Annotated in this window: 13 protein-coding genes and 2 pseudogenes; 1 reads left to right on the plus strand and 14 read right to left on the minus strand. The window is 67.4% G+C overall.

The genetic code is table 11. The features are described from left to right. Positions 1-645: 645 nt before the first annotated feature. The 7 genes and pseudogenes from ACZ4MU_RS18175 to ACZ4MU_RS18205 all read right to left on the minus strand — a co-directional run bounded on the left by ACZ4MU_RS18175 (position 646) and on the right by ACZ4MU_RS18205 (position 6,737). Positions 646-1,365, minus strand: a complete 720-nt coding sequence (locus tag ACZ4MU_RS18175; RefSeq protein WP_467877268.1) for an SGNH/GDSL hydrolase family protein — start codon at positions 1,363-1,365, stop codon at positions 646-648. Then, complete coding sequence (locus ACZ4MU_RS18180) at positions 1,362-1,832, minus strand: cupin domain-containing protein (RefSeq protein ID WP_467877271.1); 471 nt, start codon at positions 1,830-1,832, stop codon at positions 1,362-1,364. Before ACZ4MU_RS18180 ends, ACZ4MU_RS18175 begins: the two co-directional genes overlap by 4 nt. Before the next feature lie 82 nt (positions 1,833-1,914). Continuing rightward, positions 1,915-2,751, minus strand: a complete 837-nt coding sequence (locus ACZ4MU_RS18185) for an AraC family transcriptional regulator (protein WP_467877273.1) — start codon at positions 2,749-2,751, stop codon at positions 1,915-1,917. 160 nt (positions 2,752-2,911) lie between these two features. Next, positions 2,912-3,072: pseudogene (locus tag ACZ4MU_RS18190) on the minus strand (dienelactone hydrolase family protein); the annotation flags it as partial. Between the two features lie 254 nt (positions 3,073-3,326). Beyond that, positions 3,327-3,551 carry a hypothetical protein gene (locus ACZ4MU_RS18195; RefSeq protein ID WP_467877276.1) on the minus strand — a complete coding sequence of 75 codons (225 nt, stop codon included), beginning with the start codon at positions 3,549-3,551 and terminating at the stop codon, positions 3,327-3,329. A 316-nt stretch (positions 3,552-3,867) separates the two neighbouring features. After that, positions 3,868-5,301 (minus strand): endonuclease/exonuclease/phosphatase family protein, encoded by a 1,434-nt coding sequence (locus ACZ4MU_RS18200; RefSeq protein WP_467877279.1) that lies wholly within the window; start codon positions 5,299-5,301, stop codon positions 3,868-3,870. A gap of 509 nt (positions 5,302-5,810) precedes the next feature. After that, the gene (locus ACZ4MU_RS18205; protein ID WP_467877282.1) at positions 5,811-6,737 is read right to left on the minus strand and encodes a hypothetical protein; all 927 of its coding nucleotides are present in this window, start codon (positions 6,735-6,737) and stop codon (positions 5,811-5,813) included. A gap of 1,011 nt (positions 6,738-7,748) precedes the next feature. On the opposite strand from ACZ4MU_RS18205, the pseudogene ACZ4MU_RS18210 reads away from it, so the two are divergent. Continuing rightward, a pseudogene (locus ACZ4MU_RS18210) lies at positions 7,749-8,118 on the plus strand (helix-turn-helix domain-containing protein); the annotation flags it as partial. A 341-nt stretch (positions 8,119-8,459) separates the two neighbouring features. Here the strand turns inward: ACZ4MU_RS18210 and ACZ4MU_RS18215 are convergent. The 7 genes from ACZ4MU_RS18215 to ACZ4MU_RS18245 form a co-directional block, all read right to left on the minus strand. After that, positions 8,460-10,253 (minus strand): trypsin-like serine protease, encoded by a 1,794-nt coding sequence (locus ACZ4MU_RS18215; protein ID WP_467877951.1) that lies wholly within the window; start codon positions 10,251-10,253, stop codon positions 8,460-8,462. 117 nt (positions 10,254-10,370) lie between these two features. Further along, a complete protein-coding gene (locus ACZ4MU_RS18220; protein WP_467877285.1) occupies positions 10,371-10,904 on the minus strand; it encodes a hypothetical protein in 534 nt (177 codons plus the stop codon). Positions 10,905-11,220: 316 nt separating this feature from the next. Then, the gene (locus ACZ4MU_RS18225; RefSeq protein ID WP_467877288.1) at positions 11,221-11,511 is read right to left on the minus strand and encodes a hypothetical protein; all 291 of its coding nucleotides are present in this window, start codon (positions 11,509-11,511) and stop codon (positions 11,221-11,223) included. A 64-nt stretch (positions 11,512-11,575) separates the two neighbouring features. Further along, positions 11,576-15,421, minus strand: a complete 3,846-nt coding sequence (locus ACZ4MU_RS18230; protein WP_467877952.1) for a polymorphic toxin-type HINT domain-containing protein — start codon at positions 15,419-15,421, stop codon at positions 11,576-11,578. Between the two features lie 735 nt (positions 15,422-16,156). After that, positions 16,157-16,297 carry a hypothetical protein gene (locus tag ACZ4MU_RS18235; protein ID WP_467877291.1) on the minus strand — a complete coding sequence of 47 codons (141 nt, stop codon included), beginning with the start codon at positions 16,295-16,297 and terminating at the stop codon, positions 16,157-16,159. 538 nt (positions 16,298-16,835) lie between these two features. Next, the gene (locus ACZ4MU_RS18240) at positions 16,836-21,023 is read right to left on the minus strand and encodes a golvesin C-terminal-like domain-containing protein (RefSeq protein ID WP_467877294.1); all 4,188 of its coding nucleotides are present in this window, start codon (positions 21,021-21,023) and stop codon (positions 16,836-16,838) included. 298 nt (positions 21,024-21,321) lie between these two features. Further along, the gene (locus tag ACZ4MU_RS18245) at positions 21,322-21,705 is read right to left on the minus strand and encodes a hypothetical protein (protein WP_467877297.1); all 384 of its coding nucleotides are present in this window, start codon (positions 21,703-21,705) and stop codon (positions 21,322-21,324) included. Positions 21,706-21,771 lie beyond the last annotated feature (66 nt).

Raw genomic sequence — 21,771 nt, forward strand, 5'->3', positions numbered from 1 at the left:
GTGCGCGTGTGCCGTACGGAGGGTTAGACGGCGGACCGGCACCGAACTCATCGCTCCTCGGGCCTTTTCTCGCACATTTTTTTCAACGGGCGGGCGGGAGCGCCGCCGGCTCCGTGATGGTCCAGGTCAGCGGGGCGAAGGCAGCCGTCAGCGCGCCCGCCCGCAGCGCCGCGAGCCACGCAACAGGGTCGCGGGCGCCCCAGCCGCAGCAGCGGCGCCGCCGTGGTGTCCGGGCAGGACTGCCGGGCCTCGAGGGCCGCCGTGAGACGGGTCAGCACGGCACAGCCCGCCACGAGCAACCCGCCGACAGCGGCGAGCGGGCCGATGGCGGGGCGCGGCCCGGCGTACAGAACAGCAGAGGCATACGCGCCCGCCGATCACGAGCGGATCTGCGCCTTCCTCACAACGGTGCCCGCGGCTGAGCAGCCGGAGGCTGTATCGGGGCAGGGCGTGGCGGTCGACCTGGTGCGCCCTCCGCCGTTGCCATCGGCCTGGGGGCAGTCCGATGAGTTGTGTGAGCTGATCAGGGCCATGGCCTGGTGGTCACGCAGCCGAACGAGCCGGATGCCGTAGGCGTTGACCGCTTGGATCGGATGCCACCTCCGCGCGGTAGATGGCATCCGACTGGCCGGCCCCGGGAACCAACTACGCGCTCTGGGGCAGCAGACCGGCGTCGATGACCTCAGCGATAAGGGTGGCGCCGCGGCTGTTCTGGTGGATGTGGTCGGTCGTGAGCACGAGACCTCGCCGCCGCGAGATCGTGTCGAGGCTGCGGCGCAGCACCGCGTGCTGGACGAGGACGCCGACGACCGCCGCGGGCGTCACCTCCCGGTATGAAATCGGCGGCGGGTCCGCTTGGCGCAGTTCCTCGACCTGACGTTCGTGGAGCGGCAAATGGGCCACCTCGTTGGTGGTGGCGACCTCGGCGATCATCCGGCTGTACGCCTGCGACGCCTGTGCCGCTGCTCCGTCGAGTTGTTGGCCGAGTACCGGTAGCGACAGCAGACCGATCGTCGCGTCGGTCTCCGCTCGCAGCCGTGTGACGACGGCTCCCAGGCACTCTTGGAACCATCCGGCCGACGGGCGATCGGGGAGCTGTTTGCGCTTCATGGCCTGCTCGACGGGGTAGCCGGCAAGACTCGCTCGGGCGTCGTTGGTCCCGATCAACACGGTGATCACATCGGGTGGGTTCGTGACGACAGCATCGAGGCGCTGCAAGAGGTTGTAGGCGAAGTCGCCGTTGGCGCCGAAACGGGCAAGCTGCACGTCACCGGGAGGGCGGCGGCGTCCCAGAAGATCCAGGTAGTCGACGCTGAACTGCGCGCGGGTGAGGCTGTCGCCGAGGCACGCGATGCGTGTCGTCACGGCGTTCCCTCCGGGCTGGGCGTGCCGACGTGTTCGGTCGGGCGGGTGTCGGTCCGAGGACGGTGGTCGGTGCCGAGGGTCGCAGTGATGGCCAGGATGGACGTCGGCCCCTCCATGTCGACCACGTGCCATACCCCGGCCCGGTTGATGGTGGCCTCGCCCGGCCCGAGCAGAACGCGGTCGGGCACCCCGTCCACGTCGCGGGTGACCGTCACGGACCCGCTGAGGCAAACGACCAGTTCGTCGCCTGCGGGGTGGCTCTCCCAATGGTCACCGAGTCCGTCGCCGTCGAAGATCATCACCATCCGGCCCTCAGCGCCGTCTGCCGCGACCGCGGCGCTGTAGGCCTGGAGCACCTCCGGGTCCCAGGTGAAGCCCTCGACGGGGTTCGCTCTCGATCCCAGTCCGAGGTGCACGGGGGTGGTCCGCAGGTTCACGGCATCGTGTTCGTGGTTTACGAGTCTCATGCCGACGATCGTCCACGACAGCGATCGGGCGGTCTTGAAGAAAAGGGAAGAGAAACCGACGCGACGAGTGCAAAGTTGGCGGCTACCCGGCTCCGAGGAGGACTTCGCCGCGGCGCCAGGCCGTCGGCGTCCGGCCCGTGAACTCGCGCCAGTCCCGAACGAGATGGGCTTGGTCGGCGTAGCCAGAGACGGTTGCCACATCGCCCCACGGGAGCGGCTCCTGCGCCGCCGCCAGTTCGTGCGCGTGCTCGAAGCGCAAGACTCGGGCAAAGGTCTTCGGCGACAGGCCCATCTCACCGCGAAACCGCTCGGTGAGGTACCGACGGCTCCAGCCGAGTTCCGCGGCGACCGCACCAACCTGGACACAACCCCGCGCGGCTACCAGGCGGCGCCACGCCTCGGCTACCTCCGGGCGCACCTCGCGCCCATGGTCGCCGCAGGCGCCACGGCCGACAGCTCGGAGGAGCAATTCGTCCAGCGCGGTGAACCGCGCCGCCCATGTTGTCGCCGATCGGAGCCGGTCGACCAGCTCGACGGCAAGCGCTCCGAGAAGCTCATCAAGTGGGACCAGTCGGTGGGCGAGTTCGGCGGCGGGCACGCCGTAGATCGCCCGGGCCCCGAGCGGTGTCAGCGATACCTGAACACCCTGCTGGCGTCCGTCGTGGTGAATCGCGACGGACCGGCACATCAGACCACCGGCCACGCTGCCGAATCGGGTGACCGGTGACTCGTCGTCAACGCCCGCCGCCACCTCCAAAGGGTCTGACAGGCTGATCACCGCAGTGAGCGCGCGGCTCGGCGGGCCGCAGTGCACCCCCGTCGGGAGTCCGCGGAGGTCGAAGCCGACATACGAGTTGACGTACTGCCGCAAGACGGGCGCCGGACGTGCACCGATCTCGGTGGCCGTGTGGTCCTCCATTTTCGTCAGTGTACGAGCCGCCCAGCCCAGGAAGATCACCATCCAAGGACTGATCACCGCCGTCTGCGGCTGGTGACGCGGTTCTTACCGGCATTACGCAGCCCTACAGGTCCGTTGGCCGTAGCTATACGAGAACGGGGCCGGATCAGAGAGCAGTGGTGAGCATTGGTATGCAACGGGCCAGCATCTCCTCGGGGTCACCCAAGTAGCTTCCGCGTGAAGGTCGAAGGCCGGCGCTGCGTATCCCAGCTCGGCGAGAGCATCGACCCGGAAGCGCTCGACGTCGCTGAGCCGCATGCCCTCCCGCCTGAGCAGCACCATGGGCTGGCGGTCGACACCCGCCGGGAGTCCCGGCCGACCTCGAACAGGAGGTGGTCACCCTGACCGGTCAACTGGAGGAGCGCGACGAAGAACTCATGGCGGCGCACGCGGCCGACCGGCAGCTGATCAACCGACTCAACACGAGCCACTGACCTCGGCTGCCGAGGAGGCGGCGGGACGGTGATCATTTACCGCCGCCGCCACGTCGCCGAGTTGAAACACCTGCCTGCCGTCCCTGGGGGTGCCATCCGGATTCAGCTCGAAGGCGGCCGCGAGACCGAGGGGGGATCGACCTCAGGGACAGCGGTGCGCAGCTCCGCGAGGACGTCGGAAAAGTCGGCGTCATCGATAGCGCCCAGGTACTCCTGGCGCAGGCGGTGGAGGACCTCGACCAGCCCGGGCCGCAACCGCATGCCGGCAGGTGCGGGGCGCCCGAGACGTACCCGCGGGACGTCGGCCAGGCGCTGCAAATCGTCCACCGACAGCACATCCCGCGCACCAGGAAGGTGTCGCTTGAACGCGGGCCAGAGGGCCCCTCCCCCGCCCGATCACAGCTATGCGCAACACGCTCTACTGAGTTACTCGCTAGTTCTGTGGGTGTTTGGGGGGAATCCGAAGATCCCTGTCAGAGGTGTCCGACCGCGCCTCAGCAAGTTCGGTCGGCCCGCGCGTCCTTGACGATGCACCAATACCAGCGCACGAGGGGCGTCCGGCCGTGCGGCCGGACGCCCCATCTTCTGCTGTTACGGGATGCCTTTCAGGAGTGCGGGAAACCCGCAGTCAGAACAACGGCATTCAGGATGTCTCTGCTTCGATGATCCGGTGGTCGGAGAGTGCCGGATCGGTCACGCGGCAGGTGTACGTGAGCCCCTGCGGGCCGAAGACGTAGTCGATCTTGTTGTGTCCGTCGGTCGGGTCGCCCGTGTGCGGTTTGGTCGGGTCCGTCTGCCCGCACTCCTGCCCGCTGGAGTAGAGGGGGTCGAGGTAGGTGACGTCGGCCGTGGTGGTGTTGAGGTCGCCGCCGTAGTAGGTGGTGTAGCCAGCGGCCGTATAGCTGCCCACCTGACTGCGCATCTCTGCGGCTTGCTTGGGCCGGAACAGATTGTTCGGGTCGCTGTCGTCGCCGACAAGCTTGCCGTCGGAGTTGACGTAGGGACCGCTACTGAAGTGGGCATTACAATACGCGGAACCCTCGTCGGGGACGACCGCGCAGAGCATCGGCCGCTGCTCCTTCTTGTCGGGTACAGGCTTGTCAGGTGAGGGCAGGACCGTGCCCTGATACCAGGTGTTGCTGTCGGGGACGGCGAGAGCAATGCCGAAAGCACCCCGGTCGGCTTTGTCGGTGCCGTCTGAGCAATTCTTCTGCGCCAGGATGTTCGTGCCCGTGACCTTGTAGTACGTCGGCATGAACCGTACGTCCAGTCCCGGCCACTTGTCCTCGAGTGCCAGCTCCAACGGCTTGGCCTGCTTCTCGCAGATCTCCTGGAAGAAGATCGCGTCCGGCCGCCGTGTGCCCATGGCGTTGAACAGCGCGGTTGCAACCTTCGGCGCCATCGTCGCCGGCGGGGCGTACTTGAGAGGGCAGTCGGTGTTGTTGTTGGCGCAGATGTTCCACGACACCACGTTGCGAGCCTTGACCGCCGGTGTGGAGGGTGCGGGCATGTGGGCGGGGTCCGACTCCGGCGCGCTGATCGGCTCAAGCGTGAAACGTTCCCTGGCGCCGAGTTCGGAAGCGGGTTTGTCGGTCCGCGCGCGCAGCAGGCCGCGGTCGGGGGAAGTACCCAGGTCAGCGGCCACGAACTTGCCGTTGTGGGCCTTCAGTCCGTACTCGCCGGTCGTCAGGGGCACGAGTGAGAACCGCTGCCAGGAGCCCGTGTTCTCGACTCGGGTGCGCAGCAGATTGCCGCTGGCATCGTCCTCCGCCGTTACGTACCGGCCCGTGGCTTCCGAGCGGAAAATGACTGACGCTCCGAACCCGGAGCCGGATACGTAGTCGGTGTGCAGGGTGAACTTCTCCCACCCGGCAGCCGTGGTGCTTTTGGCCCTCAGCTTCATGTCCCCGGCGGCACCGGCGTCCACCGTCACGTACAGGTGGTCGACCTTCAGCGCCCACCGCTGCCCGGCCGACCCCTGGGGCACCTCCGCAGCCACCGCCGGTGGCGCGGCCAGCGCCACCACGGCGGCCATCGCGGACAGCAGAGCCGCCACCGCGAACCGTATTCGTCTCACCCTTTTGGCTCCTCACGCGTTCTGCACACATATGTCGATCATGAGCATCCGGCAAAGTTACGGGGATGAGGCTATAGGTGATCACCTGTGGCTCTGCGACGTGTCTGGTCCGGCACGCCACAACGGGACTTGGGGGATCCGGGCCGGCTCAGTCAACGTGAAGTGCTGCCTTGATCTCGTCCACGACCGGACGGCGCGGCGCACGGTACGACGGGGGCGGGGCTTCGGCCAGGACCTCCCCGCACCCCTGTGGCACGCGCTACCGAAGCCGACGGGCGCAAGAGCGTACAGGAACGACAACGGGGCCTCCTGGCAGTGCTCGGATGGGTTCGCCCCTCCCCGAGCTACCAAGAGGCCCTGCCTTCATGCGTACACAGCCGGAAGGCCAGCCGATCAGGGCCCCTGTTCGACCCCCACACCCCAAGATCGGTTGAGATTCGGCTTCTTCCATTCGGAATGGTCACCAGGTGGCCTTGCGGTGCGATGGCATGGAGCACCTGGAGTGGTGGTCACGGTGTTCCGTTGGCTCCGCTCGCACAGGGGCTGCCGGCCCCGAAGGTTCCGCCGGCGCCGCCGATACCGCCATGGAAGAGCACGCCCCCGGTGGCGTTGCCGCCGGCGCCGCCGATGCCGCAGGTGCCGTCAGCGCTGGCACCTGATTTGACGCCGCCATTGCCGCCGATGCCACCGTTTCCGCCCGAGTTGGCGAGGCCCCCGGAGCTCACACCGCCGGCACCGCCTATGCCTGCGGCCCCACCCGGGTATGCACCGCCCGCGCTGCCGTTGCCGCCGCTTCCGGCGTTACCGCCCTTGCCGCCGTTGCCGGAGGCATTGATGCCACCGGCGCCGCCGTTCCCGCCCGTGCCGCCGCCGTGCCCGATACCGCCCTTGCCCGCGTTGCCGCCCGCACCACCGGCGGACCCGCCAACACCGCCCAGACCACCCATACCGCCGGCTCCGGCGCTGGCACCGGAGTTACCGCCGGCACCACCTATGCCGCCGGCAGCGGCCTGGGTGCCGGCACCGCCAGACCCGCCCGCACCGCCCGCACCGTTGAGGCCGCCGGTGGCACCGGTGCCACCGTTACCGCCCGCCGCACCGTTGGGGCCACCCATTCCGCCGACAGCACCCGCACCGCCGGAGCCGCCGCCCAGGCCGAGCCCGCCGTTGCCGCCCGCCCCACCGACCCCGCCCAGCACACCGTTACCGCCGGGACCACCCGCACCGCCGGCGCAGTTCCCGGTTCCGGTCGCGGCGCCGCCGGCGGTCCCGGGGAAGCCGGCGGGGTGGGCTGTGGTGCCGTTGGCGCCCGCGACGCCCGCGGTGCCCGCGGTGCAGGCCAGGGCCGAGGCACCGGCGGGAGCGCCGAGGAAAATTGCAGCCCCGGCGAAGAGGGTGGGAAGGGCGAGGAGAGCGGTGTTCTGTTTCCTGTTCACAGGGTTCCTCTGTCAGGTGAAGCGAGGGTCGATCCGAAGCGCGAAATCGAGCCAGGTGCGGCACCAGGAAAGGAAAAATTTCCCTCGAACGGATTTCCGCGCATGCGGTGAGGCAGTTCGAGAAATTCCGCGCTGCTTCCATATGATACGCATGTCCAGATATTTACAACTGCATAGGACGTGCGATCTCCGTCAATATTTGCCCGACAGGACGGTACATCACCTGCGGTAGGCAAACTCCCTCGACTTTACCGGTTTAGCCAATATCCACTGATTCAACCACCAAATATCAACGCGATGTAGTCATTTCTGGAATTTCTGGTGAGCGCGTAGGCGCTGAGCTGCGGACTTGGGCAGTTTGCGGCAGCTGAAGGGTGCGTCCGAGCGCCCGGCACCCATGACCGATGAGATGCGACACACAGCACCGGGCAGGTGGGACCGGGTGAGGCGACGCATTGTGTCGACTGCTCGTCTTTACCGGCTTGAACCGAGATGGCCGAATACTAGAGTTTTCGATGTGTACGATCACGCGCCTTTGGCGGGAAATTATAGACCTCATGCATGTCGTCTGCAATCGCGCAGGAAAATTTCGGGTTGATCGCCGGACCGTCGGCACCGGACGACCGGGCGACCGAGTTGAAATCGACGGGCACAAGCGCGTACAACGACGGCAACAGGGCCTCCTGACAGTGCTCGCCCCCGAGTTACAAGAGGCCCTTCCTTCATGCGTCCACAGCCGGAAGGCGGGCCGAGCAGAGATCCTGATCGGGTGGCCGGGAGCCTTGGGTACGTGGCTCGCATGCTGGTGCCCAAGGCCCGGCGTCCGTCCGGCCATTCGTGACCCCAGCGGCTCGCGCGGCCCTCGGTCCTGGCCGGCACTTTCGTCCGGGCACATTGAGCTTCTTCGAGTTGGCCACCGATCGGGGGATGGGTCGTGAAGCGCAACAAGCGAGGCTCCCGGGCTGTTTATCGAGATGTCTGACGTCTCAATCACGTTGCTCGGGGGCCTCGTTGGCCATCCATCCTGCCGCACTCGACCTGCCGTACGCACGCGCGGAATGGGTCACCATGCTGATCGTCACCCGTGAGGGCGACCGACCCTGCAAGCCCGGGTTCGGGATCAGCGAGTCCACCGCTCATGCCTACACCAGCGCGGCCGTCGACCTGCTCGCCGAACGTGCACCGGGTCCACTCAAGACGCCGCGCGAACACAAGGTGGATCTCGCCCGCCCTGCCAAGCCGCACCCACGAACTGACCGCCGCCCGTACCCATCGGATCATCCGGATCTGTGAGCGCCAAGGCGTCCCGATCCCGGCCGGTCTCGCCTACCAGGGCGCCGGACCGTGGCTGACCAGCGGCATCAAGCACAGGCCCCTGGAGCGACAACGCTCAAGAAGCTGACTGAACCTCAACAACCAAGATCAGCCGTTGATTGGACACACCCGCCCGACGGCGACTGCGCCTTTGGCATGCCGACAGCGGTGGGCAGGCCTACCGGGAGCAAGCCCGGCTCAGCCGAGCGGTTTCCTCCATGTTCTGGGGTAGGGATCGCGTCCGTTCCGGATCGCGATCGTCCGGGTCTTCGCCGAATCCGCCGCAGCGCACCCGTCATAAGCGCGTACGCGAGCGGGGTCCGGCCGTAGTACCGGCCGGACCCCGCACGTGGTGCTGTTACGGCCAAGTGGCGCACTGATCAGTGCACTTGTGCCGGAGTGGTCAGGTCAGGGTCGCGCCCACTGGGCGTTGGTGCCGTTGCCGCACTGCCACAGACCAACGATGGAACCGTTGGCGGTGTTCTCGCTGAAGACGTTGACGCACTGGTCGGGCTTGATGGCGCTGGTGATCGTGGCCGTGGTGCTGTTGACGTTCCACTTCTGCTCGCCGCGCCCGTCGCAGGGCAGGGTCTTGAGGTGCGAGCCCTGGTTGGCACCGGCCTCCGCGCTCAGGCACTTGTCGCCCTGGCGCAGTTCCTTGGCGGCAGTGTGGTCCCACTGCTGGTTGGCGCCGCCCCAGCAGTCCCAGATGACACTGTCGCTGCCGTTGTAGCTGTCGAGGCAGCGTCCGGACTGCTGGCCGCGGAAGGTGCTGGTGGCCCAACGCTCACCGCCGGACTGCCAGCGCACTGACAGCGTTCCGTTGGCCTCCAGCGTGGCGTACGAGCCGGCACCGCTCCACGTCTGGGTGGACCACAGGGCTCCGCCCTTGTCCTGCCCGCCGTCCTTCTTGTAAAGGACGAGGTTACCGTCGTTCTGCATGTGCAGGTACGCGTACCAGTCCCAGGTAACCTTGCTCCACAGCTCGCGACCGGTGGCGATCTCCCGGATGTGGACGTTGCCCTGGACGTCCATGAGCAGCACGGTCTTGCCGTTGGTCAGCCACGAACCGGGCATGAGCCTGGTGTCGGAGGCGAGCTTGTCACCCCGCGGGCCTGTGTCGCTCTGCCACAGGCGCTTGACCATACTAACGCTGCCGTTGGTTACGGTCTCGGACAGCACGAGGTTGGCGTCGGCCTGCAGGGCCAGGCGGGCCCCGGCATGGCCCCAGGTCTTCGTCGACCACAGCGCGGAGTCGGCGACGGAAGCGCCGCCGTCCTTCTTGTAGACGACGAAGTTGCCGTCGGCCTGCATCGTGGCGAACGCGCCGGAGTTGCCACCGGTGCCGGACGCCCACAGGGCGCCACCCTTACCCTCGCCGCCGGTGGTGTGGTAAATGACCAGGTTGCCGTCGGCTTGCATGGCGAGCTTGCCGTATTCGGAGATCAGCGCCTCGCCGGACCGCAGGGTCATCCCGGCCTTGAGGACGACGGGGCGCTGCTTGGCGGAGGCGATCCACTCGGCAAGGCCGTCGGTGCGGGCTGCCACGGCGCCGGTGCGCTTCTCGGCCGTGTTGGTGCCGTAGCATCCGCCCTGCCAGGAACGGCTGTTGACACCGACAATCTCACCTGCGGCGTTGAAGAGGGGCCCTCCGGTGTCGCCCTTACATACGGCGTCGGTGCCCTTGCCGGTGATGGCCAGGGTTGTCGCGTCCACGGTGTTGACGGTGAAGGAGCCGGCATGAGGCTTGCCGGGCACCCATTCCGTCTTGGTGCGTCCGAACCCGACTGCACTCAGGTCGGCACCTGCGGCAGGCGCGGAGGCGGCGCGAGGAGCGACCGGTATGTCGGTGGTCGGCACGGCAAGGCGGCCCAGAGCCACGTCGCGGTCGTCGCGTGGGACGACATCGATGACCTCAACGGTCTTGCCGTCGCTCAGAGTTGCCTTCGTCGGCAGCGTCGGTCGCCCGCCCGGGACACTGGAGCCGGGAGTCGTGGCGAAGCAGCTCGCGGCACTCAGGATCCACGAGGAGTCGATGAGCGTCGCACTGCAACCGCGGCTGGTGGCTTCGTCGCCGATGTTCAGCTTGACGGCAGAGGCGAGCTGGCCGGACGTGGCTTCGGGGCCGGTGGACGCCTGGGCGGTACCGACGGTGATCAGACTGGCGGTGAGCGCAGTCGCGGTCACCACCAGGCCGCTCATTCGCGTCACACGGGAAGGAAGAACGGACATACAGGGATAATCCTTTGAGCAGAAGTGGGCTGTGGAACGCTGGGGCGCGAGGAGACTGAGCCGGTGGGCACGGGTGTGCACCGGGAGCTACTTGGTGGACCGGATCTCGACGAGTACGTGCTCGCGACCTTCCGGGTCCACGGTCTCGCCGACCGAGGTCCAGGCGTTCTTGGCGATGTCGAAGGATTTCTCTTCGTTGCCGATGGTCATGTCGACCTTGGTGGTGTAGTCGTTGCCCCTGATGAGGTGGACCGACGGGATCTCCATGGTCAGCCAGCCGGACTTGCCGGTGACCTTGAAACAGACCTTGGATTTGTCGCGGGCCCAGACTTCGAGGAAGCCGGTGCCATCGGCGCAGTCAACGAGGGTGATGTTGCCGTCCCCACGCTTGAGGACGATGTTTCTTTCCGCCAGGATCTTATCCGCGTACGGGTAGTTGAAGTCCTCGATGGCGTATCCCGGGCCCTCGTCCGCGACGGGGGCCACCGCGACCGGGGAGGACGCCGCTCCCGCTCCCGACAGGACGGCCCAGGTGAGGGCGCCAGCGGTGGCCGCTGCCCCGAAGGCGCGTGCCAGGAACTTCTTTCGCTTCAGCCGGGTGTGCGAGGTACGTGCCTTCATTGGATTCCTTGAATAGGTGTTTCGTATCGACTTTCTGGGCCGAGATCGGCACAGAGGGGGCAGGCGCAGAATTCAGAGCCGGAGATCCGTCGGCTCAAACATTGGGCATACGGGCGCGGCCGCTACCCTCTCATTGGTTCCGGAGAATCGAATATTGTCCAATTCGCCTACCCTTTTCGGACTCAGCGATCGGAGATCCTCTTCGTGATTCTGCGAACTCAAAGGCAACCTGGCAGGCATGTAAGCGGGTCGGGCCCTGGCGGAGGTGTTTCAACCCCAAGCAGGGCCCGACGGATCAATGTGATCGCCCTTGCGGTCAGGACGGGGTCGGACCGACGGATCCGTGAACGAGCAAGGCCAGCTCGTGAACCAGGGCTTCGAGCGCCATGATGTAGCCCTTGAATTCCTCGAGCGCGGCTGCATCGTCCTTGTTCTCAGGGTGGAGGTCTTGCAGGCTGCTGCGCAAGGCCTCTACTTCCAGAACCAAAGGATCGATGTCCGTGATCTCCCGAGGATCCAGCGAGCCGCTCGCGACCCGGATGGCGTAACCGGCGATATAGCCGTCGACGGCGAGCAGTGAAGAACCCCAGTCGCTGAGCGCCTTCATTGCGGGGCGCCCTGGAAAGGGGAGATCCCTGAATGCTGCGAAAGCTTCCCGGAATCCTCGCATGTCAGTCCCACCAGGTGACGATTTTTCCATCATTGGTATAGATTCCCTTGCCGCCGAAGAGACCTCCGTCGATCGTCCATCCCCATGAACCATCCTTGAGCTTGGTCCGGACACGATCTGCTGGCTTCGACTTCTTCCAAAGGTCCTGCGCTTCGGCCGTGTACTCGGCAAAAGTCCGGCCCTTGCCGTGCTTGTCGAGATGATATACGGCGCTCTCTTCGACACTCATGTTCGTGCCGGCCCAATGCTGCATTGCATCGGCATCGGCTCCACAGAGCTTGGCACGGGGGCCCCCCGCGTTGTGGACCAATACCGGCACGGTCCCAGCGGTTACGTAGTACGTGTGGAACTCACGAACCGTCAGGTTGTAGACCCGCTGGTCGGGGACGGCCCATGCCCGGGTCGAGGTGACGGGCACCTCAGTCCCTGCGGCCGTCCGCAGCGTCATGCCGACCTTGACATCCGCGGCCGTCTTCCAGGCCTTCCGGGCGCCTGCCACCCAGAACGGGTGTCCGTCGGTGGCGATCACCGAGCCCCTGCCGTTGGTACCGCCCCCATCGACGGCAATCTTGACCAGGTTCTTCGAACCCTGGCCAGCGATGGTCGCGTCAACGGGCTCGGCCTTCGTGCGCCCGGTAAACGGATCAGTGGCAAGCACCAGGTCGCCGACCCGGACTTCCTCTATCGCCTTGGTACGGCGGTCTGCCATCAGGACGGGCGTGCCCGGAACGAAGCTGTTGCACGGCGTCCTCTTGAGCACCTTCAGCCGCAGGGCCGACAGCGCGAGGTCGTCGAGGCATCGGGGCGACTTGCCCTGCATGCATGCCTCGATCTCGTCCGCGCCCACGTACCAGGCGATCAGGCGGTCGAGATAGGTGCTGCTGATGCAGCCCATGCCGCCGGCTCCGTCGCTGCCGCAGACGAGCAGCGTCTCACCCGGCTTCAGCTCTCCGTTGCCCAGGGCCTCCCACTTGTATTTGGTCAGACGTTTTTCGAGGGCGGCCTGGAGCTCCTTGTCGGAAAGCGGCTTGCTGACGTCCGGAGACTGCCGGGCCTCCTCCTGGATCTGGGCCTTCAGCTCCGCGACGAGCTTGTCAGCCGCGGTCTTCATGGCCGCCGAGGATGCCTTCGCCGCCTCGTCGGAGTCCCTGCCCGCGGCTTCGGACGATGCCTTGGCCTGAGCTGCGGACGTCCACGCCTTTGCGGCATACCCGGAGGCCACCGTCGCGGAATGCTCGGCGCGTTCGGCCGAGCGGGCTGCCGACTGGGCGGCTTGCTGGGCCGAGGCAGCGGCGCTCCTGGCCGTCTTCGCCGACTCGGCGGCACGGCGTGCAGAAGCGGCTGCCGCATCCGCGGACGCGTCGGCCTGCTTCGCGTATTTGTTGGCCTCGCCTGCGGAGACCTGGGCCTTGTCCGCCCACTCGCCCGCCTTGACGGAGTCCTTGCGGGCGTTCGCCGCAGCTGCCTGCGCGTCCGAGGCGTCCTTCAGCGCGAGCTGAGCCGACTTGTACGCGGACTGCAGCAGACCGTTGACCTGAGCGGTGTGTGTCGCGGCGTTCGCGTCCCGCTGGCGGGCCCTGTACAGGCCCACCTCGAGGAAGGTGCGCAATCCGTCGGGCGGCCCCGTCAGGGCAGCCTGGGCAGCGGCCTTGACCTCAGGACCGCCATTGGCCATGGCGGTGCCAATCGCCACGCGGTCGTCATCCTCACGGGCCTTGTACTGCCCGCTGTCCAGGAACTGCGCCATGTCGGCGGCAGTGCCGTCGAGGGCCTTGCTGGCCGCCTTCTTCAGCCCCGCTCCGCCAACGGCGGAGATCTTGCCGATGGTGATCCGGTCGTCCTGCTCCTTGCCCGGGTAAGCACGCGTGCGCAGGAACTCGCGTACCTGGTCAATCGGCTTGTCCAGCACGTCCGCAGCGGCTTGGCGCTGCGCAGGGACCATGGAGGTCACGGCGATGTGGGACACACTGGCGCGATCGTCGTGCTCCAGCGCCGTTGCCAGCCCACCACGTACGAACTGGACCACGTCCGCGTCGGTACCCGCCAGCGCGAATTCGGCGGCGTCCTGAACCCATGTACCACCGGTGCCGAGCAGGTTGACCGCGGCCTGCCGTCCCTTGGCCACTGTCACCGTCGGATCGGACGCCGCCCCTGCCTCGTCGACCAACTGCTTCGTCTGGACGTTGAGCTGCTGGAGCCGGCCGACCTGGTAGGCGGCCACCGCGACGCGCCCGTCGTACGCCCGCCGGGCCTCCTCAGCCTTGAGTACCTCTTCGTCCTGTTGCTGCTGCAGACGCTCGGCGTCTGCCTTGCGGGCCGCTTCGACCACGGCGGATGCCTTGTCGGCCGCGCTCAGCGCTTGGTTGGCGGCGTCGGTCGCCGCATTCGCCGCCGTGGTGGCCGCCGCTGCGGCATCTGACGCCTTACCAGCCTCGTCCGCGGCCTTGTTCGCTGCCGCGGCCGCCGCCGCGGCATGCCGCGCCGCGTCCCTCGCCGCGTCACGTGACTGGCGGGCGGCCGTGGCCGCTTCCCTGGCGTTGGCACCTGCGACCTCGGCCGCGCGCGTTGCCTGATCGGCGAGCCTCTGGGTGCGGGCCGCGGCGGCCTTCGCCTCGTCGGCCTTTCCGCCGGCCATGCCGGCCCAGTTGCCCGCGCTCACGGCTGCGGCGGCCGCCGCAGCGGCATTCTTGCCCGCACTGGAAGCCGCGCGGGCCGCGTCGGCTGCCTTGTCCGCGGCGATGCCGGCCTGGTCGGCTGCGTCTGCGGCCTTGCTTGCACCGCTGGCGGCGGCATTGGCCTCTTGCGCGGCCTCACGAGCCTTCCTGGCTTGGGTGGCGTCACCGGCTGCGGCGGCAGCCGCCGCTTGCGCCGAGGAAGCCGCCTTGCCGGCCCGGCCTGCGGCATAGGCAGCCTGCGCCGCCGCAGTCGCGGCGACGCGCGCCGTCGCGTTCGCGGCCGCGGCCGCGGATACGGCGGTTCGGGCAGCCTGGGCCGCCCGGTCGGCAGCCGCCGCAGCGCGGGAAGCCGCCGCTGCCGCCTTGCCGGCCGATGCCTTGGCTTCCCCTGCCTCCTTGGCGGCCAGCAGTGCTGCTTCCTTGGCTGCCGCCGCGGCCTTCTCTGCCTTGGCGGCCTCTTCCTTGGCGGTTTCCGTCAACTCGCTGGCCTGCTTCTGCGCCTTGTCGGCGAGTTCGGCGAGTTGGGTGACCGTGAGAGCTTCCTGGTCACGCGCGGCCGCTACCTCCCAGCCGTGGTCCAGGAACTCCTGAATCTCCTCGGGTGATCCATCCAGGGCCTGGCCCGCCATCAGCTTGATGTTGGGGCCACCCGTGGCCAGCAGCCGTCCGACCCGGACGCGGTTGTCATCTTCCCGGGTGCGGAACTGTCCCTTCTGCAAGAACTGGACCTGGGCATCCGGCGTGCCATTCAGAGCGGTGTCAGCCGCGCGCTTCACCCCCGGACCGCCGAAGGCCATGACACGGCCCACGTCGACCCGCAGGTCTTCCTCGTAGGCGGTGACGAAGCCGTCCTGTAGGAAATCCTGAAGCTGCTCAGTGGTGCCGCCCAGGGCAGCGGTAGCGGCCGCACGCACGCCCGGACCGCCCTTGGCCATGAGTTCGGCAACCCGCGTGCGCAGGTCGTCGTCCTCACGTTTCGGCAACTCCTGGGCCATGAAGGCGTTGGCCTCCGCCGCCGAACCCAAGAGGGCTGCCTCAGCAGCCTTCCTCACCGCCGGGCCGCCGTACTTCCAGGCATCCACGACATCGGCTCTGCTGTACTGCACGGTTTCGCTGACAGCCGTGGCCGGACGCACATCGATGCCCAGTGTCACCACCAGGGCTATCAACATCGCCACGAGGCCACGCCATCTCGGCGCGGCTCGCATTCCGGAATTCAACGTCCTACTCCCTTGTTTGAGCGGGCTTTACCTGGAGCTTACTCAAAAGAGAGAGTGGTTCTACCTGCCCCGCAAAAGGTGGCCCGGAGGCTTATCCGAAGGCAGGAGAGTGAAGAGACTTCGCTCCTCGTCATTCACTGACGAAGCGTCACTATGGCCCAAAAGCATGAACCTCGGGGCTGAAACATGAGCTCAGGTCGCCCCATGGAAGCGCCACTCAACACGTCTTGTCCACGGGGTGAATCGGATGATATGGGGCGAGAAACCCCCTGTTGCTATGACGCTCGCCACTTCGGGAGAAGGTTGTGCGCCAAAATGTGGAGGAGTCGTGAAGATCGCCCATGGGGGTAGGGGCTTTCTTCCCGCAGCACCCGCCAGGCAATCAGCAACCCTCAATTCAAAGAGGTCGCTCCTTCAACGTAAAACGACGCTGTCGCCCAAGGGATGCCCATAGAGGCGGGCTTCCGGTTGAATGACTCGAGGGGAAAAGGGGCGTTGTGGCGCTTCGGGTGTTCTCGTTACGCGGGCATGCCATGAAGACATGCGCGTCCTGCGCGATATTGCCCGCTGGCGATCATCCCGGGGATTTCTCGGCTCTTGGGGTTAACGTGACACCTCTTCCATTGGGCGGCCGTTCTCCACCTCCGCACCGGAGCCCTGCTTCGCGCGATAGCTTCCGAGCGCAACCTAGCCGTCGGCATCCACTGCCAGGACGGTCACCGCGACGTCGCCCGCGCTGTCCGCCGTGCCGCGCGTGACTTCTCCCGCCAGGTCAAGGCTCTCGGCCGGGCCATCACTGGTCGGCGAATCCGGACAGATCCCATCCATGCAAAAGAACCTGGCGTCGCAAGGTCTGGTGCTGGGCTGGTAGTTCAGGGCGGCGCGCGGGCGGGCTTGGCGGCCTGGGTGGCCTTCACCAGCGACTACGAGGGCTAATCAGGAGAAGTCGGGATGCGAAATTACATGACGCTCAAACCACCTGCGATGAGGAAAAGTTGACCCTCACGGGGCCGCGCAGGCGTTGCCGACGACCGGACCGGCGGGCCGCTCCGAGCCACAGCACCGGCGCCGTGAACACCTCCGGGACGGCAGATCGCTCTTGCCCGCCGGTGGTGTCCGTGCTGGTCGCGGTAGCAGGGGCGGCCCTAGGCGCGCGGTACTGGCCTGTCGACCAGCCCGTTTCCTCGGACCGCCCTTCGAACCGGACCTGCCCGTTGGCCGGGGATCCGGCTTTCCACGAACCGGAACGGCGGTTGTCCGATGGCAGATTGCGTCTCTCACTTCACGGGTTCGGGATGCGGGCTGCCCCGTCGCCCGGGCGGCCGGGCTTCCCGGCTCGTCCCGGACGCCACCGCACCGGGCCGCCTCAGTCGCTGCTGTACTCCGAGTCCGCCGGAACGTCACCGATGCAGAAGTGCGCCTTCCGGGGGTTGACCCCGGAGCTCTGCGGCGGGATCGCGGTGATGTCCCAGGGATTCCCCGATCGCGCGCTGGAGGCGACCGGGACGCACGGGCCGTACGGGTTCTCCCAGAGGGGGTAGTCGACATTGGGATCGGGCAGCCGGCTGAAGTTGACGAAGTTGCCCTTCAGCACGGGCTTGGCGTACGCCTGCGGGTGACCGTCCATGTCGACCGACACTCCGTTGTGGAACAGGTAGTGATCCGGCATGTGGCTGGCACGCAGCAGAGGCATACCGCCGATCCTCCGGATCGAACCGTCGCCGCACGCCTGGAAGTTGAGTTCCTCCCAGATCGGCGGCGCCTGGGCGAAGAGCGAGCTGCTGATGACACCACCCTTGTTGTTGAAGAACATGGAGTAGATCTCCGATCCCAGCGCTACCACCGGCCTGGCCAGCCGGGCGTCTTTGAGAAGGGTCTCCCGCCAGGTGGCCACACGGTCGGGCACATGGTCGTCGCCCAGCATCGTGCGATAGCCGATGACACCACCGGACACCTGGAGGGTGGCGACACAGGTCCCGTCGTCGGCCGGTGCCGTGCTGCCTTCGGGATGGCCGTTGGTGATCACCGGGGCCTTGCCCGCGTAGGCGTAGGCCCGTGCGAGCAGTACGCCCGTGTCATTGGTGTTCGAGGTCGTCACCCGGCCGTCGTGATGGTTGGCATCCTTCAGCGAGAGGGTGAGATCGGGACGAGCGACCCCGTAATCGGCCTCCAGAGCGCGGAAGGCGTCCATGACGAAGTCGGGCAGATGCGTGTTGCTGGTGCGGTTGTCGTAGGTGACGGACTCGCTGCCCGGAATCACCCTGCCGTCGCGGTCCTTGATGAAACCGACCGTCGTCCTGGCCTTGATCTTGTACGAATCCTCGTCCGTCTCGAACCAGGACGGCATGGCCGGCACGGTCGGCCGGTAGCGGGACGGGTTGCTGAAGTGCATCCACTGGGCAATGCTCTTGCCCGGCGGATGCTTCACCGGATCGGTACCGGCGTCCAGCACGTTCTCGTGCCACCTCTCCATGGCGGCCTTCGTCCGTGGCATGACGCAGGCGGGATCCGGTTGCCCGGCGCATGTGGGCATGGCGACGATGTCACCGGACAGGTCCTTGCCCCACTTGTACAACGACTGGCGGCTGGACATGGCACCGCTGATCCACGCGGTGACGGACGACGGATCGAGATCCTGGTCCTCGTCGAACATCGCGACGGAGTCGAGGGTGTGCTCGACGTAGGTGCCGGTGACCGCCTCGATGGCGACGGCGTCGAACGCGATGTCGTCCTCGCCGGCGCCGTCCGAGGTGACACTGGTGAGTGACACCTTGGGCGCGCCCTTGAACATGTAGGTGCCCAGCGGCACCCAGCGGTTCTTCCCGCTCGGCTGCGACACGATCCTGGTCCGTACGCCCCGCGCGGTATGGATCTCGTACTTCGCCTTTGTCGTCTGCGCGCCGTGGTCCGGCAGATGGACGAAGACGCGGGCAGCGGTGTCCATCTCGTGACTGAGCGTCCAGGTGCCGGTGACCTTCATCTTGTCGGAGGCCTTACGGGTGTGCGCGAACCAGAAGTGCCCCCCGAAGCCCGCACCGAGTTGATGGAAGTCGACCTTGGAGGGGAAGTCCCCCGCCGAGTCCGGCGCGAACGTCAGCTTGAAGGTCCCCGTGTTCGACCACGGCCGTCCGCAACCCGGGCGGACCGAAGGGACATCGTCCGCCACGTCGTCGATAACCATCGCGTTGGCCGGCAGTCCCGTCTCGACGCAGTTCGGCGGATAGGCGACACCGTCGTCCTGATAGGCGTATCCGGGGCTGAAGCGCAGCAGCTCGTTGCCGCAGCTGTAACTGCAGTCCTTCTTCCACTCGTTGGAGTTGTGGTACCAGCACTTGAGGTCGTATTGCCCGGCCGTGTTGGTGTGTGCGCAGGGGCCTGCCGGCGCGTTCTCGACACCGGGAGCGTTGGGTTTGTAGGTGCCGTCCGGGTCGCAGTTGTTGGACGCGTCGCAGAACTGGTTGACGGGGGGCTTCACGGCCTGCCGGTTGAGTACCGATGTGGTGGATGTGCCATTCCACCACGCCGCCCGGAAGCCGGAGACGAGGTTGCCCGGGGATTCCAGGATCTCCACCGGGTGGCCCGCCCAGCCGAGGACCTTCTCCGGGTAGGGCCAGTTCTGCGGTTTGGCCGCATCGGCGTAGCTGACCTCCAGGAAGGCGCTCCGATTGGCGGGATAGCTCGGGTTGGCCGGGTTGTTGGCCCAGCCGAGGCCCCACGGCGGTGACTGCGTATCGGTGCCGTCCTTCGGATAGAAGCCGGAGTTGTAGGCCCACAGTGCGTAGAACCAGTTCTCGATCTTCGACGGATCGCCGTTGTTGATCCGCATGCCCGCCCGGGTCGTCTGGTTCCACTTGTCCTGCAGGATCCGCAGACCGGCCGCGATGTTGGCCGCGAAGTCCAAGGCCACGGCCCGCTGGGTCTGATACGGGAGGGCCGTCTCGCCGGGCTTCTCGTGCCCGGCCATTCGCATTCCGTCGGTGACCTGGGTGATGCCGTAACCGCAGTCGGCCTCGTCCCAGTGGATGTCCCAGTCGTCGGACGTGTTCGGGTCGTAGATCTTCCGGCCGTAGTAGTTACCGATTAGCGGGCTGCTGGTCACACCGGGCACCGCGATGCGCGACGCCTGCCACATGTTGGACTCCTGGGCGGCGACCCCGAGCAGGACCTGGGCGGGCACATTGCCGCCCCCTTCCAGCGGGACCGGCGGGAAGAGCCCCTGCGGGGAGTACGCCGGCATGCCCAGATTCTTCCAGTTCGCCGGACGCTGCACGTTCAGTACCCCGCGCACCGCCTGATCGGCAGCCCACTCCACCTGACGCGGTTTGGGCTGCATGGCCTGGTTCCGCGGGTCGTTGCGCGGAACCGAGCAGGTGCGTTCCTCCTCGACCGGGTTGGTGGCGTCACCACCGTGCGCAGGGTCGGCCGCCACCCCGCGCGCCGGTTTTCGGGAACCGGCGAGCTTCGGATGGATCGCGGTCGCGGACGCGGCGTCCGCGGGGGGTGAGGTCCTGGGGCTGAACGCGAGGGAGAGGTGCTTGCCCGTCGTCAGGAAGCCCATGTCGATCCGGCCGGGACGTGCGGGCGTCGCGCGCTCCGGGTCCGTTGCCGTGCCGGTCGGCCGTGAAGGCGCCGAGAGCACGGCCGTGGTCAGCCCGAGCGTGGAGACGGGGGCGTCCTTCGCCACCCTGAGCCGGCGCACCGGAGCCGGGAGTTCCCCAACCCTCTCGGGCTTCCCGGTGAGATAGACCCGCCCGCCCCCGCCCGCGACGATGCTCATCGCCGTGAGCGGCCCGTCGGCCAGCGTCACCGCGTCGACGGGGCCGAGTGCGGGGCCGACGGCTGCCGGCACCCAACGCACGAACCCCCGGTCGCCCTTTTTGTCCATGAAGATGAGGCCGCCGCCGCCCGCCGCCCTGACCTGGAAGGGGACCCCCCGTGCCGGAGACAGCGTGCGCCGAGCGCCGTCCGCCGATATCCGCACCAGACGGCCGTTGTCCGCCGCCGCGATCCCACCCCCGTAGGGAACGGCGGAAGTGAGCTGGCCCGGGACCGCGACGGGGTTGGACAGGGTACCCCGGACGGCATCCACTGTGATCAGTCTGGTCTCGACGTTGCTGCCGCTGCCGCCGCCGTGCTGGGTCAGGACCGCGGTCTCACCCGTACCGCAGCCGGGACTGTAGTAGGCGAGGGATGCCTGGGCGGGGAGCTTGGTGGTGTGCCCGGTGTCGAGGTCGACGACAGCGGCGAAGCCACCACGGTCGAACAGCTCTGGTTCGTTGAGGAACGAGCGCGGGGCGTACACGACGACGGCCCGGCGACCGGAGGCGGTCAGACAGGCGTTGCCCACCCATTGGTCGGCGTCGAAGCCGGGCTCGGAGAGAGAGGCCGCGGTACGCCAGGCATAGCCGTCGGCGGAGTCCGCTGACGTCACATGGAACCCGTCCGCGTCGCCCATGGTCGTCCAGGCACGGTCGCCCGAGGTCTTCCAGCCCTTGCCCAGCAACTCCGTGCGACGTTCCGGGGCGACGGCGGTCGACTCTACGGGCGCCGACACGGTCGGCTCAGCCGAGGACCGGGGTGAGACGGGGGCGAGTGGCGTGGAGGCCGGACGCGGAGCGGCGCCTGAGGTGGCGCCCATGGAAGCAAGGACGGCGACCGACGCCGCCAACACGGTGAGCCGCCTGCCGAAGGGTCTCTGCCCTCTTCTGGATTTCACGTTCATGAGCTCCTCTGCGTGAAGGGTGGCCGACGTGACGGCCCCGCGGAGCCGTCCGGGAAACTCCGTCGGGCAGTCGGGCGACGGTGCGGTGCGCGCCGCCGAGAACGGTTCGGCTCGGTGACCTGCGCGCTTCCTACCCCGCGCACCTCACCCGGCTGCCGCGATCGCTGAGGAGGTCATTGCGAATCCACCCCTCCACACCCGTGACGACATTGCGGGCATACGTCCATGAGTAGTCGTCATCAGCCAGCGGGAAATCGAAACAGTGATAGTCCAGCGCCTGACCGCTATAGGTCACACCGCGAATGCCGCACGAAATGCTCGCGCCGGTACGCATGTTGGTGGCCTGTCTCGCCGTCGCGTACCAGCCGCTGCCATCGATGTCGTCGGGGGTCAGCCCACAGTCCGCGAGGACGGTGGCTGCCGCTGCGGACTGGGGCGCGATCAGCGGAGTCGCGAGAAGGGACAGGGCCGCGATCGCGGCAGCGGCCGCGCCCCGGGTCAGCTTGTTCCTCATTCAGTCTCCCTGGTGTGTCCGGAGTTTTGCTGCCGCCGGCGGCTCCACAACCGGCGCGTCGGCGCC

This window comes from Streptomyces sp. NPDC026377 (assembly GCF_055567715.1).

Excerpts from the sequence above, each read along its gene's own strand:
- ACZ4MU_RS18245 (WP_467877297.1), bottom strand. The coding sequence starts at position 21,705 with ATGAGGAACAAGCTGACCCGGGGCGCGGCCGCTGCCGCGATCGCGGCC.
- ACZ4MU_RS18215 (WP_467877951.1), bottom strand. The coding sequence starts at position 10,253 with ATGAGCGGCCTGGTGGTGACCGCGACTGCGCTCACCGCCAGTCTGATC.
- ACZ4MU_RS18230 (WP_467877952.1), bottom strand. The coding sequence starts at position 15,421 with ATGTTGATAGCCCTGGTGGTGACACTGGGCATCGATGTGCGTCCGGCC.
- ACZ4MU_RS18220 (WP_467877285.1), bottom strand. The coding sequence starts at position 10,904 with ATGAAGGCACGTACCTCGCACACCCGGCTGAAGCGAAAGAAGTTCCTG.
- ACZ4MU_RS18185 (WP_467877273.1), bottom strand. The coding sequence starts at position 2,751 with ATGGAGGACCACACGGCCACCGAGATCGGTGCACGTCCGGCGCCCGTC.
- ACZ4MU_RS18225 (WP_467877288.1), bottom strand. The coding sequence starts at position 11,511 with ATGAAGGCGCTCAGCGACTGGGGTTCTTCACTGCTCGCCGTCGACGGC.
- ACZ4MU_RS18235 (WP_467877291.1), bottom strand. The coding sequence starts at position 16,297 with ATGGATGGGATCTGTCCGGATTCGCCGACCAGTGATGGCCCGGCCGAG.
- ACZ4MU_RS18180 (WP_467877271.1), bottom strand. The coding sequence starts at position 1,832 with ATGAGACTCGTAAACCACGAACACGATGCCGTGAACCTGCGGACCACC.